Origin of the sequence: Allokutzneria sp. NRRL B-24872 (assembly GCF_002155965.1) — a bacterium.
GTDB lineage: Bacteria > Actinomycetota > Actinomycetes > Mycobacteriales > Pseudonocardiaceae > Allokutzneria.
Map to the genome: position 1 here is coordinate 1 of NZ_MUMH01000168.1, position 12939 is coordinate 12939.

13 protein-coding genes are annotated in these 12939 nt (G+C 70.1%); 4 read left to right on the forward strand and 9 right to left on the reverse strand.

The window, feature by feature from the left end; translation table 11 throughout:
- Positions 1-220: 220 nt before the first annotated feature.
- Positions 221-1597, forward strand: a complete 1377-nt coding sequence (locus tag CCN37_RS32975) for a mycothione reductase (RefSeq protein ID WP_086828512.1) — start codon at positions 221-223, stop codon at positions 1595-1597.
- A gap of 190 nt (positions 1598-1787) precedes the next feature.
- Here CCN37_RS32975 and CCN37_RS32980 read toward each other — a convergent pair whose 3' ends face one another.
- Positions 1788-3008 carry an MFS transporter gene (locus CCN37_RS32980; protein ID WP_246843455.1) on the reverse strand — a complete coding sequence of 407 codons (1221 nt, stop codon included), beginning with the start codon at positions 3006-3008 and terminating at the stop codon, positions 1788-1790.
- Between the two features lie 48 nt (positions 3009-3056).
- On the opposite strand from CCN37_RS32980, the gene CCN37_RS32985 reads away from it, so the two are divergent.
- Positions 3057-3752 carry a FadR/GntR family transcriptional regulator gene (locus CCN37_RS32985; protein ID WP_086828516.1) on the forward strand — a complete coding sequence of 232 codons (696 nt, stop codon included), beginning with the start codon at positions 3057-3059 and terminating at the stop codon, positions 3750-3752.
- A 5-nt stretch (positions 3753-3757) separates the two neighbouring features.
- Here CCN37_RS32985 and CCN37_RS32990 read toward each other — a convergent pair whose 3' ends face one another.
- Positions 3758-4174, reverse strand: a complete 417-nt coding sequence (locus CCN37_RS32990) for a MarR family winged helix-turn-helix transcriptional regulator (protein ID WP_086828518.1) — start codon at positions 4172-4174, stop codon at positions 3758-3760.
- 110 nt (positions 4175-4284) lie between these two features.
- On the opposite strand from CCN37_RS32990, the gene asnB reads away from it, so the two are divergent.
- On the forward strand, positions 4285-6108 hold the full coding sequence (gene asnB, locus CCN37_RS32995) for an asparagine synthase (glutamine-hydrolyzing) (RefSeq protein WP_086828520.1): 1824 nt from the start codon (positions 4285-4287) through the stop codon (positions 6106-6108).
- A 39-nt stretch (positions 6109-6147) separates the two neighbouring features.
- Positions 6148-6471 (forward strand): chorismate mutase, encoded by a 324-nt coding sequence (locus CCN37_RS33000; RefSeq protein ID WP_086828522.1) that lies wholly within the window; start codon positions 6148-6150, stop codon positions 6469-6471.
- A 1-nt stretch (position 6472) separates the two neighbouring features.
- Here the strand turns inward: CCN37_RS33000 and CCN37_RS33005 are convergent, their stop codons facing one another.
- Genes CCN37_RS33005 through CCN37_RS33035 form a run of 7 tightly spaced genes read right to left on the reverse strand, consistent with a single transcriptional unit; the run spans position 6473 to position 12751 of the window.
- Positions 6473-7996, reverse strand: a complete 1524-nt coding sequence (locus CCN37_RS33005) for a cobyric acid synthase (RefSeq protein WP_086828525.1) — start codon at positions 7994-7996, stop codon at positions 6473-6475.
- Positions 7993-8451 (reverse strand): GNAT family N-acetyltransferase, encoded by a 459-nt coding sequence (locus CCN37_RS33010; protein WP_168200980.1) that lies wholly within the window; start codon positions 8449-8451, stop codon positions 7993-7995. Before CCN37_RS33010 ends, CCN37_RS33005 begins: the two co-directional genes overlap by 4 nt.
- Before the next feature lie 14 nt (positions 8452-8465).
- Entirely contained in the window at positions 8466-9323 is an 858-nt protein-coding gene (gene map, locus CCN37_RS33015) for a type I methionyl aminopeptidase (protein ID WP_086828528.1), read from the reverse strand.
- 10 nt (positions 9324-9333) lie between these two features.
- Positions 9334-9729: a type II toxin-antitoxin system VapC family toxin gene (locus tag CCN37_RS33020; RefSeq protein ID WP_086828530.1), complete on the reverse strand. Its 396-nt coding sequence runs from the start codon at positions 9727-9729 to the stop codon at positions 9334-9336.
- Entirely contained in the window at positions 9726-10013 is a 288-nt protein-coding gene (locus CCN37_RS33025) for a type II toxin-antitoxin system Phd/YefM family antitoxin (RefSeq protein WP_086828532.1), read from the reverse strand. The genes CCN37_RS33020 and CCN37_RS33025 overlap by 4 nt, the downstream gene beginning before the upstream one ends.
- A 34-nt stretch (positions 10014-10047) precedes the next feature.
- Positions 10048-11862 carry a penicillin-binding transpeptidase domain-containing protein gene (locus CCN37_RS33030; RefSeq protein ID WP_246843456.1) on the reverse strand — a complete coding sequence of 605 codons (1815 nt, stop codon included), beginning with the start codon at positions 11860-11862 and terminating at the stop codon, positions 10048-10050.
- Between the two features lie 58 nt (positions 11863-11920).
- The gene (locus tag CCN37_RS33035; RefSeq protein ID WP_168200981.1) at positions 11921-12751 is read right to left on the reverse strand and encodes a DUF4081 domain-containing GNAT family N-acetyltransferase; all 831 of its coding nucleotides are present in this window, start codon (positions 12749-12751) and stop codon (positions 11921-11923) included.
- Between the last annotated feature and the right edge of the window lie 188 nt (positions 12752-12939).

Genomic DNA, 12939 nt, shown 5'->3' on the forward strand with positions numbered 1-12939 from the left:
GTGGAGGGGACGGCGGAGCACCGCAGGCGGCTATGAACGCCAGCGCCAGAACGGTCGCCACCAGCATTCGACGGGAAGACAAGAGCCGCATGAATCCGTTGTACTCGGCGGAAGAGCTCGACAGCGGGGTTGCCGTGACAAGTGCCACGAACCTTCCGGACACTTGGGACGGACGGGGCGCGGGTACGGTCGGGCTCGACGGATCTCGAAGGGACGCACCGTGCGGCATTTTGACCTGGTGATCATCGGCACCGGCTCGGGGAACTCGATCCTCGACGAGCGGTTCGACGACTGGAACGTGGCCATCGTCGAGAAGGGCGTCTTCGGCGGGACGTGCCTCAACGTCGGCTGCATCCCGACGAAGATGTTCGTGCACACGGCGAACGTGGCGAGCACCCCGGCGGCGGGCACGAAGCTCGGTGTCGACTCGGAGCTGCACGGCGTGCGCTGGCCGGAGATCCGCGACCGCGTGTTCGGCCGCATCGACCCGATCGCGGCGGGCGGCAAGCGCTACCGCGTGGAGGACTGCCCGAACGTCACGGTGTTCACCGGCGAGGCGAAGTTCGTCGGCCCCAAGCAGCTCGACACAGGCACGGGCGAGGTCATCACCGCCGACCGCTTCGTGCTCGCGGCGGGCAGCAGGGCGGTTGTCCCGGAGATCCCCGGTCTGGTCGAAACGGGCTTCCACACCAACGACACCGTGATGCGGCTGGACGAGCTGCCCAGGCGGATGATCGTGCTCGGCAGCGGCTTCGTCGCGACGGAGTTCGCGCACGTGTTCTCCTCCTTCGGCGTGGACGTCACGCTGATCGCGCGCTCCGGCACAGTTCTGCGCGCCGAGGACGAGGAGGTCTCCGCGCGCTTCACCGAGCTGGCCGCGCAGCGGTGGGACCTCCGCCTGAACCGCGAGACCGTCCGCGCGGAGCGGGTCGACGGCGTGGTGCGGCTGCACCTCAACGGCCCCAACGGCGCCGAGGTCGTGGAGGCTGAGGAACTGCTCGTCGCGGTGGGGCGCACCCCGAACTCCGACACGCTCGACGTCGCCGCGACGGGTGTGGCGACGCACCCCGACGGCCGCGTGGTGGTGGACGAGTTCCAGCGCACGGGGGTCGACGGGATCTGGGCGCTCGGCGACATCTCCTCGCCGTTCCAGCTGAAGCACGTGGCCAACCACGAGTCCCGCGTGGTGCAGCACAACCTGTTGCAGCCGGAGAAGCTGCTCGCCTCCGACCACCGCTTCGTGCCGCACGCGGTGTTCTCCTCGCCGACCATCGCCGCCGTCGGCCTGACCGAGCAGGAGGCGCGCGCGGCCGGGGTGAACTACGTGACCGCAGTGCAGGAGTACGCGGGCATCGCCTACGGCTGGGCGATGGAGGACACGACGGGCTTCTGCAAGCTGATCGCCGACCCCGACACCGGCCAGCTGCTCGGCGCGCACATCATCGGCCCGGAAGCGGGAACACTGATCCAGCCGCTGATCCAGGCCATGCATTTCGGCCAGACCGCGCGGACCATCGCGACCGGCCAGTACTGGATTCACCCCACGATGCCGGAGCTGGTGGAGAACGCCCTCCTCAAGCTCCCCGTGAAGCACTAGCCAAACCGTCGTCGGCCGCCCCACACCCGTGTGAGGCGGCCGACGACACGTTCCGCACACACCTCACCCCAGGCACGCCAGAACCCATTTCGTACTCCACTCGGGAAAGAGAGCGCTCCCAAATCCCGCTAGGAGTACGAAACGGGAAGGCCTAGACCACCCATTCTAGCTGGTGGGCGGAGCGCGGGGGTCAGACGTAGCGGGGGCGGCCGGCGATGTGGCCGAGGAGGATCTGGGCGGCGAGGACCACGAGGACCAGCACGAGGGACGCGGTCCAGGTGCCGGTGAGGCCGTGCAGGAGGCCGACCGCGAAGGGGCCGACGGCCGCGATGAGGTAGCCGACGCTCTGCGCCATCGCGGACAGCCGCGCGGTGTCCTGGCCGGTGCGCGCCCGCAGCGTGATCAGGGTGAGCGCCAACGGGAACACGCCCATGCCGATGCCGATCAGCAAGATCCACAGGCCGGTCGCGGCGGTGGGCCAGAGCAGCAGTCCGGCGAAGCCGACGAAGCCGGTGAAGGCCATCGACATCGCCCACAGGGACTGGGAGCGGGCACGCGCGGCCAGCGGCGGAACGATCATCGAGACCGGCACGCCGAGGACCATCACGATGGCCAGCAGCTGCCCGGCCGTGGTCGAGGAGGCGCCTGCGGTGTCACGCAGGATCTCCGGGAGCCAGCCCATGACGGTGTAGGCCACCAGCGACTGGAAACCGAAGAAAACCGTGACAGCCCAAGCCAACGGGCTGCGCAGAAGTGAACGACGAGGCGCCGCGCCCGCCACGACCGCCTCGGACGGCGCGGGACCGCGACCGGCGAGCGACCAGGTGACGAGCGCGAGGACGCCGAGCAGCGCCCACATGCCGACCGCGCCGCGCCAGCCGCCGACGAGTTCCTCCAGCGGAGCGGTGAACGCGGCGGCGACCGCGCCGCCGGCGGACAGCGCCGCGCTGTAGGCGCCGGTGACCGCACCGACCTTGCTGGCGGGGAAGGAATCCTTGACCACGACGGGGATGAGGACGTTGCAGACCGCGATCGCCGCGCAGGCCAGGAACGTGCCCGCGACGAGCACGAACGGCCCGTCGACCACGCGCAGCGCCAGGCCCACCGTGATCAGCGCGAGCGCTCCGCCGATCACTGTGCGGGCGCCGTAGCGGCGGCTGAACCACGGGGCGAGCATGCCGACCAGGCCGAAGCACAGCGTCGGGATCGCGGTGACGGCGCTGGTCCATGCGGCGGAAACGCCGAGCGTGTCCCGCACCTCGGAGAGCACCGCCGCCAGACTGGTCACGGCGGGACGCAGGTTGGCCGCGGCCAGCACCACGCCCACGACCAGCGCCAGTCCACCGGCCACGCTCGCGGCGGGCGCGGACCGGGTGCTGGCAGGCTGGTCGAGCTGAGGCGAGAGCGTCACGCGAACGAGTATGACAAACATGGGATGTTCGGATGAAAGGATGAGCCTGTGCCCTTGGCCACTACCCGGCGCGCGGGCCTGGTCGACCAGGTCATCGAACAGATGCGCGCGCTGGTCACGTCGGGCGAGTGGCCGGTCGGCCGCCGCATTCCGCCCGAGCCGGAGCTGGTGACCGCGCTCGGCGTCGGCCGCAACACGGTCCGCGAGGCGGTTCGCGCGCTCGCGCACGCCGGGCTGCTGGAGGTCCGGCAGGGCGACGGCACGTTCGTCCGCGCGACCAGCGAACTCTCCGGCGCGGTCCGCAGACTGTGCGGCTCGGAGCTGCGCGACGTGCTCGAAGTGCGGCGAGCGCTGGAGGTCGAGGGCGCGCGCCAAGCCGCGACCCGGCGCAGCGCCAAGGACCTCGCCGAGCTGGAGCGCATCCTCGCCGAGCGCGACGCCGCGCTGGCGGCGGGCGAGTTCGACCTGATGGTGCAGCTCGACACCGACTTCCACCTGTTCCTGGTGGAGTGCTCGCACAACAACGTGCTGACCGAGCTCTATCGCGGCTTCACCGAGGCGGTGCGCTCCAGCGTCGCGGCGACCGTGGACACCAGCCTGCGCACCGAGGAGCACGTCTCGCACACGGAACTGCTCGACGCCGTGCGCGAACAGGACCCGGAAAAAGCCGTCAGGGAAGCAGGCGGCTTCCTGGAAGAACTGTTGTCAAACCTCCCGGGAAAAGACAAGAAGTCACAGAATTGACCAGGTCACAGAGTTGACTCCAGCCCGGCATTCAACCGGGCCATCAGCGTCGCGAGGACGCGCTGGTCCTCCTCGTCCCAGTCGGCCAGCGCCGCGCGCAGCCATGCCGCGCGCTCGGCCTGCACATCGCCGAGCAGCCGCATCCCGGCGGCGGTGACGCGAAGCGGGATCGACCGCGCGTCCGGCGGGTTCTCCACCGGCTCGATCAAGCCCGCTGCCTGGAGCTTCGCCACGTGCCTGCTCGCGGTGGACTTGTCGACGGCGAACTGCTTGGCCAGGTCTCCGACGCGGCCCTCGCCCCGCAGCGCGACAGCGGCCAGGTACGGGTAGGTGATGTGGTCGAGGCCCTGGTAGCCCTTCGACCAGCTCCGCCAGACGGCCTTGCGCGCGAACAGCGTCAGCTGCTGCTCCAGCTCGGTCATTCCTGAGCCATTTGTCCGCTCTGTCACATACGCACCTTACCTCCCTACTGTTGCGCCGCGCAACTGTGCGTCGTAACGTGGTCGTTATCCACGAGAAAAGGGGATCTGCGATGTGCGGAATCACGGGATGGGTGGCTTATCGGCACGATCTGACGACCGAGCGGGACGCGGTCGCCGCGATGACCGAGACGATGGTCTGCCGAGGTCCCGACGCGGGCGGGAGCTGGTTCGCCCAGCACGCGGCGCTCGGCCACCGCAGGCTCTCGGTGATCGACATCGACGGCGGCGCGCAGCCGATGGTCGCCGCGCGGGACGGCGAGGTCGAAGCCGTCATCACCTACAGCGGTGAGGCGTACAACTTCAAGGAACTGCGCGCGGAGCTCATCCGGCGCGGGCACGAGTTCTCCACCAGCAGTGACACCGAGGTCGTGCTGCGCTCCTACCTGGAGTGGGGTGCGGGCCTGGTCGACCGGCTCAACGGCATGTACGCCTTCGCCATCTGGGACCCGCGCAGCGAGGAACTGCTGCTCGTGCGCGACCGCCTCGGCATCAAGCCGCTGTACTACTACCCCACCGCCGACGGCGTGCTCTTCGGCTCCGAGCCCAAGGCGATCCTGGCCAACCCGCTCGCCAAGGCCGTCATCGGCGCGGAAGGCCTCGCCGAGGCGCTGTCCTTCGTGAAGACGCCGGAGGTGGCGATCCTCGACGGCATGCACGAGGTCCGCCCCGGCAGCCTGGTGCGCGTGTCGCGGTCGGGCTTGCGGAAGAGCACCTACTGGAAGCTCGAAGCGCGCGAGCACACCGACGACCTGGACACCACGATCAGCACCGTGCGCGAGCTGCTGGACGACATCGTGGCCAGGCAGCTGATCTCCGACGTGCCGCTGTGCACGCTGCTCTCCGGCGGCCTGGACTCCAGCGCCCTCACCGCGCTCGCGGCGAAGTCGCTCGACGTGCCGGTGCGCTCGTTCTCCGTCGACTTCGCGGGCTACACCGAGAACTTCCAGGCCGACGAGTTCCGGCCGAGCCCGGACGCGCCCTTCGTCACCGACGTGGCCGAGCACGTGGCGGCCGACCACACCAACATCGTGCTGAACAACGCCGACCTGCTCGACGACGGCGCGCGCAAGGCCGTGCTCCGCGCCCGCGATCTGCCGATCTCCATGGGAGACATGGACATCTCGCTCTACCTGCTCTTCCAGGAGATCAGGAAGCGCTCGACGGTCGCGCTCTCCGGCGAGTCGGCGGACGAGGTCTTCGGCGGCTACGCGTGGTTCCACAACGAGCAGGCCGTGAACGCGCCGACCTTCCCCTGGCTGGCCATGCACGTCATGGGCAACGTCGACCGGCCGGACTTCCTGCGCGAGGACGTCGTCGGCAAGCTCGACATCGGCGGCTACATCCAGCAGCGCTACGCGGAGGCGATCGCCGAGGCGCCGAAGCTGGCGGGCGAGTCCGGCAAGGAGGCGCGCATGCGGGAGGTCAGCTACCTGCACCTGACCCGCTTCGTGAACTCGCTGCTGGACCGCAAGGACCGAATGAGCATGGCCGTCGGGCTCGAAGTCCGCGTGCCGTTCTGCGACCACCGGCTCGTCGAGTACGTGTTCAACGCGCCGTGGGCGATGAAGACCTTCGACGGCAGGGAGAAGAGCCTGCTGCGCGCGGCGACCGCGGACGTGCTGCCGCAGTCGGTGGTGGACCGCGTGAAGAGCCCGTATCCGTCCACACAGGACACTGGATATGACTCCGCACTGCACGACCGGGTCAGCGCCCTCCTGCACGCGGGGACCTCGCGCGCGTTCGAGCTGGTGGACCCGGACAAGACGCGGAGCCTGCTCGACCGGGGCTCCTCGATCGCCGCGCGGCGCCCCCTGGAGGTCATCCTGACGCTGGACGGCTGGCTGAGCGACTACGACGTGCGCGTCGAGCTGTGATCTACGGTTGCCCGTAGCCACGACTCAAGGAGGTCGGCGATGCGCGTTGTCCTTGCGCTGCTCGGAGTTCTCACGTTGTCGGCGTGCGGGAGCACACCACCTCCCGCCCCGCCAGCGCCCTCGGACGTGATCTCCCAGCAGCGGACGCGCATCGACGACCTGGACCGGCAGATCGTCGAGCTGCTGGGCCAGCGCAAGGAGGCGTCGGAGGCGGTGCAGCGCGCTCGCACGTCTGCGGGCGGCGGCCGGGTGGACCCCTCCCGCGAGCAGGTGATCATCGACAAGTACCGGGCCAGGCTCGGTGACGGCGGGGAGAAGATCGCCAAGGCCGTTCTCGAAGCGTTCCGGGGCCCCAGCTCGTGAATCAGGCTCCTGGCGGGATGGTGCGCATCCCGCCGGGAGCACCGCGTTCCAGCAGGCGCATGACCGCGTCGGTGTCCAGGTTGTCCGCGACCAGGTCGCCGAGCAGGTCCAGCTGCGCCGCGCGCAGCCTGGCGAAGGACACCCCGCCCGCCACGGCGAACCCGTCCCTGCCGCCGCGTTCGGCCGCCCAGCGCAGGAACTCCGCACGGAAGGCGTCGTTCTCGAACAAGCCGTGCCAGTGCGTGCCGATGACGTTGTCCGTGAGGGCGCCCTCGCCGAGCCCGTTCTCCAGCTCCACCAAGGGTTTCTCGGCCGATCTCGTGACGGCGCCGTGGTGGATCTCGTAGCCGTGCACCGCTTCGCCGAACGCCGTTCCCATTGGGCGTTCAAGGGTCTTGCGCTCGCGGAACTCGACGTCGAAGTCGAGTAGGCCGAGCCCGTCGACCTCCCCCGCCGCCGACTCGACGCGGTCGGTTATCCGCGCGCCCAGCATCTGGAAGCCGCCGCAGATCCCGGCGACAGGCAGGCCCTTGGCCGCGTGGCGCGCGATGGCCTCGGCCAAACCCGTGCGGCGCAACCACTCCAGATCGTCCACTGTGGACTTCGAGCCCGGGAGCAGGACGAGGTCAGCGTCCGCGATGCGGGAAGGCTCAGTGACGAAGCGGACCGAGACCCCGGGCTCACAGGCCAGCGCTTCGACGTCGGTGGCGTTGGAGATCCTGGGCAACCGCACCACTGCGACGCGCAGCCACTGCTCTCCGGCGGGCGGCGCGGGGCGGCCGACGACGCCGTCCGCCGTGTAGGACAACGAATCCTCAGCGTCCAGCCACAGTTCTTCGCGCCATGGCAGGACGCCGAGCACGGGCCGCCCGGTCAGCGCGGTGATCTGGTCGAGCCCCGGCTCCAGCAGCGCCGGATCACCACGGAACTTGTTGATCACGAACCCGCTGACCAGTGCCTGGTCTGCGGCGTCGAGCAGCGCGAGCGTGCCGAAGAGGTGCGCGAACACCCCGCCCCGGTCGATGTCGCCGACGACCAAGACCGGCAGCTCCGCCGCCCTGGCCAGGCCCATGTTCGCGATGTCGTTGGCGCGCAGGTTGATCTCGGTCGGCGAGCCCGCGCCCTCGCAGACCACGGCCTCGTAGTCCTGCCGCAAACCGTCCAATGTGGACGCGACGACCTCGGCCAGCTCCAGCTTGCGCTGCCGGTAGGACATCGCGCTCACCTGGCCGAGGGCCTTGCCCAGCACGACGACCTGCGAGCTGCGGTCGCTGCCCGGCTTGAGCAGCACCGGGTTGAACCGGACCGACGGCTCCAGGCCAGCGGCGGCCGCCTGCACCGCCTGCGCGCGCCCGATCTCGCCGCCGTCGGCCGTCACCACGGAGTTGTTGGACATGTTCTGCGCCTTGAAGGGCGCGACCCGCACGCCCTTCCTGGCCAGCCACCGGCACAGGCCCGCGACCACAACGCTCTTGCCCGCGTCGGAGGTGGTCCCCGCGACGAGCAGCGCTCCGCCCCGGCTCACCCGCCCAGCCGGTAGCGCACGCACGGCCCGAGCTTGGGGTTGTCGAAGGACTCGATCTCGACGAAGCCGACCTTGCCCGCCACCCGCGCCGAGGCCGCGTTGTCCCGGTGGACGATCACCTCGACGCGTTCGGCCCCCGCCGCCCGCGCTCGCGCGCACATCTCCAGCAACGCCGCCGTGGCCACACCGCGCCCGCGTGCCGACGAAGCCACCCAGTACGAGGGCTCGGCCAGCTCGCCCTTCACGTCCACCGCCGCGTTGCCGAGCGGCTCGCCCGTCTCCGCGTCGACGATCATCCAGGCCAGCGAGTCCTCGGTCAGCTCGGCGATCCGCCCGCGCACGAACTCGACGGTGAGGTCGGGGGCGTCCGTGGTCCAGCGCAGGATCTCCGGGTCCTTGGACTGCTCGACGTACCAGGCCGCGTCCGCCTCCGACCAGCGCCTGAACTCGATCACGGCCTGAACTCCGATCACGGCAGCGTCAGGATCTCGGAGCCGTCCCTGGTGACGACGATCGTGTGCTCGAACTGCGCGGTGCGCTTCTTGTCCTTGGTGGTGACCGTCCAGCCGTCGTCCCAGATGTCGTAGTCGATCGTGCCGAGCGTGATCATCGGCTCGATCGTGAAGGTCATCCCGGGCTCCAGCACGGTGTCCATCTTCGGCTCGTCGTAGTGCAGCACCACGAGCCCGCTGTGGAAGGAGCGGCCGATGCCGTGGCCGGTGAAGTCGCGGACCACGCCGTAGCCGAAGCGCTTCGCGTAGGCCTCGATCACCCGGCCGATCACGTTGATCTGCCTGCCCGGCTTGACCGCCTTGATCGCGCGCATCGTGGCCTCGCGGGTGCGCTCCACCAGCAGCCGCGACTCCTCGTCGACCTCGCCGGCGAGGAAGGTCCCGTTGGTGTCGCCGTGCACTCCGCCGATGAACGCGGTCACGTCCACGTTCACGATGTCGCCGTCGGAGATCACCGTGGAGTCCGGGATGCCGTGGCAGATGACCTCGTTCAGCGAGGTGCAGCAGGACTTCGGGAACTGCCGGTAGCCCAGCGTCGACGGGTAGGCCTTGTTGTCGCAGAGGAACTCGTGCACGACCGCGTCCACGTGGTCGGTGGTCACGCCGGGCGCGATCGCCTTGCCCGCCTCCTCCAGCGCCTGCGCGGCGAGCTTGCCCGCGACGCGCATCGCCTCGATCACCTCGTCCGGCTGCACCCACGGATCGGTGTTGCGCGTCGGGGCGGGCTTGTCGACGTACTCGGGCCGGGCGATGTGCGAGGGCACGGGGCGGCGCGGGGACTGCTGACCTGGCTTCAGGGGGGCACTGACGGGCATGGGCCCCAGCCTACGACGCCCCGGGCGTCTCGACGTTCAGGCCGACCACGCTCGCCGCTGCGATGAGCTGCTTGTCGTAGGAGACGAACGTCTTCAGCTCACTGCGCAGCCGGATCGCCGTCGCCAGGTGGATGGCATCGAGGCTCTTGACCTGCAACGGCAGCGCGGCGGCCTCGTCGAGCAGGTCGTAGGTCATCGGCATCGTCTCCAGCCCGGCGAGCACCGAGCGCGCCCTTGCCGAGGCATCCGTTCCGTACCGGCTGGCAGCTCGAACCACTTCGACCCTGATCAGCGAACTACTGATCGACGTCTCGTGCCTGACCTCGCTCACCCACTCCCGGAAAGCCGCGCTCTCCGGCTCCTGGAGGACCAGCTTGATCATGGCGGACGAATCGAAGTAGATCACCAGCGCTCCTCGTCCCGCATCTGCTGCAGGATCTCCGACAACAACGGCTTTCCAGGGTCGGCGGGCAGCGGTGGCTCGAACCACGCGTCCTTGCTGCCGCCAGCTGGAAGTAGCTCGCCGTTGGCGATCAACTGCTCGCGCAGGGACGGTTTCGGCGGCGGCGCCAGCATGGCCACTGGAACACCGTGCTCGGTGATCACCAGCGTCTCACCAGCGGCGGCCCGCTTCAGGTACTTGCTCGCGTTCTGCCGCAACTCGCGCACGCCGATGGTCTCCGCACTCATGTGCTACACGGTAGCACCCCGCTGAACGGGTCAGCTATCGCACGGCGGCGAGGAACTTCGACGCGATGTCCACCGCCGGCGCCGAGGAACCCGCGTCCACGATCAGCACCGCGAACGCCAGGTCCCCGCGGTAGCCGACGAACCAGCCGTGCGAGCGCGTGCCGTCGCCGAACTGCGCGGTCCCGGTCTTGCCGTGCACCTCGCCGTTGCGCTGGAGCTTGGTCGCGGTGCCCTCGGTCACCACCTCGCGCATCATCGTGCGGACCGAGTCGAGCACGGGCTGCGCCACCGGCTGCTGCTCGGCGTCGACCGTGGTCTTCGCGGCGCCGCGGATCAGGTTGGGCAGCGGCATCGAGCCCTTCGCAGCGGTCGCGGCGACCATGGCCATGCCGAACGGGCTGGCGAGCACCTTGCCCTGGCCGAAGCCGTCCTCGGCGCGCTCGACGATCCCGGCGGCGGGCGGGACCGAGCCGGTCACGGTGGTGATGCCGGGGATGACGAAGTCCGAGCCGAGGCCGAACTGCTTGGCGGACTTGGTCAACGCGTCGGCGGGCAGCTTGGTCGCCAGCTCCGCGAAGGTGGTGTTGCACGAGCGCGCGAAGGCGCGGTGCAGCGGGACGGTGCCGAGCTCGAACTCGTTGTCGTTGGGGATCTTGCGCCCCTGGATCGTCCACGTGCCGGGGCACGGGAGCTCGGTGCCGGAGTCGGCGACGCCGCCGCCGAGGGCCGCCGCCGCTGTGACGATCTTGAAGGTGGAGCCGGGCGGGTAGCGCCCGGTCAGCGCGACCGCGCCCTGGGCGTCGGCGGCCCCGTTCTGCGCCACCGCGAGCACGTCGCCGGTGGAGGGCTGGAGCGCCACGACCATCGCCGCGTTGCCGACCGGCTCGACCGCGTCCTCCGCCGCCGTCTGGACGGAGCGGCTGAGCGCGGTGGTGACGGCCTGCGCGGGCACGGCCTTCTCGTCGACCAGCGTCTCGACCTCGTTGCCGCCCGCGTTCACCGAGTAGATCCGGTAGCCCGCCTTGCCCTCGATGCGGTCCTCGACGGCCTTGCGGATTCCCGGGAGCACCTGGGAGGCGAACGCGCGGTCCGGCGCGAGCAACCGGGTCTGCGAGCTGAACCGCACCCCGGGCAGGTCGTAGATCTGCGCCTTCACCTTCTGGTAGTCGGGATCGCGCAGCAGCGCCACCGCGTAGGCCTGGCCCTCCGGCGTCTTGCCCGCTCTGTCCACAATGGACTGCTGGGTGATGTCGCCGTCGAAGCGGTTCAGCGCGTTGGCCAGCGAGGCCGCCACCGCGGACAGGTCACCGGCCTGCTTGCGGTCGAGCAGCACCGAGACGACCTTCTCCGGCGAGAGCAGCGATCCGCCGTCGCGGTCCAGGATCGGCGCCGGATCGGGCTGCTGCTCCTTGAGCGCGAGGGTCTGCTGGGCGGAGAGCTTCGGGTGGATCGCCTCGGGCGTCCAGTGCACCTGCCACTGCTTGTCGCCCCGGCGCAGCTCCACAGTCCCCTTGAAGCCCCAGATCCGGTTCTTCCCCAGGTCCCACTCGGCCGTGTAGGCCACCGTCGCCGTCTCGCCCTTGGACGTCGACTCGCCGACGGTCGTCTTGAGCGCGACCGGTTTCAGCGCGGCGCGGACCTTCTCCATCAGGTCCTTCGAGGACTGCGGGTCGTCGGTGGTCTTGGACGCCGTCGTGGTGTCCCCGCCCGCGAAGGCGTTGAGGAAGGTGCGGGCCGCGACCTCCGGCTTCGCCTCGGAGCCGAACAGCCCGCAGCCCGCGAGGGGCAGGAGGAGGAGCGCGGCCGCGAACAGCCTGGCCGAGCGGATGCGTGGTGGCTGTGCTGACACGGCGCACAGTGTGCCAGCGGGCACCGACAGCGCATAGACAGCCGTCTAGATCGGCCCGCTAGAACAGCACCGTGCTGAACTGGCCGACCTGGGTGAAGCCGATGCTGGCGTAGGCCGCGCGGGCGGGGGCGTTGTAGCCGTTGACGTAGAGGCTGGCCACCCTGCCGAGTCCGCGCACCAGGCGGTCCGCCACAGCGGCCGTGCCCGCGGCGCCCAGGCCCTGACCTCGGCGTTCCGGGCGCACCCAGACTCCCTGGATCTGACCGACCCGCGCCGACATCGCGCCGATCTCCGCCTTGAAGACGACCTCGCCGTCCTCGAAGCGGGCGAACGCGCGTCCCGCCGCGACCAGCTCAGCGACACGCGCGCGGTAGCCGACACCGCCGTCCTCGGCGCGGGGATCGATGCCGACCTCTTCGATGAACATCGCGATCGCGGCGGGGAGGTAGCGGTCCAGCTCGTCCGGCCGCACCGGGCGCACGAGCGCGTCGGGCCGCACCGTCGGCGGACCGGCCAGCGCCATCAGCGGCTGGTCGGCGCGGACCTCGCGGGCCGCGCCCCACTCCGGCTCCAACTCCTGCCAGAGGCCGAGGACCTGCTCCGCCGGACCCACCAGCGAGGAGCACGCGCGACGGCGGCGCAGCGCCCGGTCCGCGAAGGCGCGCACCGCGGCGGGACCGCCCGCGAGCGGCACCAGGTTCGCGCCGGAGAAGCACATCCCGTCCCTGCCGAAGCCCCAAAGCTCACCGCCGAGGCGCCACGGGTCGGTGCCCGCGACCTCCACCCGGGAGGAGACCATGCACGACGCGACGGGATCGGCGTCCAGAACGGCACGAACCGCCCGAAGATCGCCTTCGTCGAGCAGCCGAGCCCCGGCAAGCTTCAGCACCCCCCAAGACTGCCAGAACACGGGCCGAACGCGCGCCGGTTGCCCCCCGGTTGGCCGTATCCCCCACTGCTCCCCTCACTCCACGTAGGCACTCCACCCAGCGCGCCGTTGACCACCTGAATGACTCGTTCATGTGGTTGAACGTGCTCAAGCGTTCAACCACCTCAATGACTCATTCAGCACTTAAG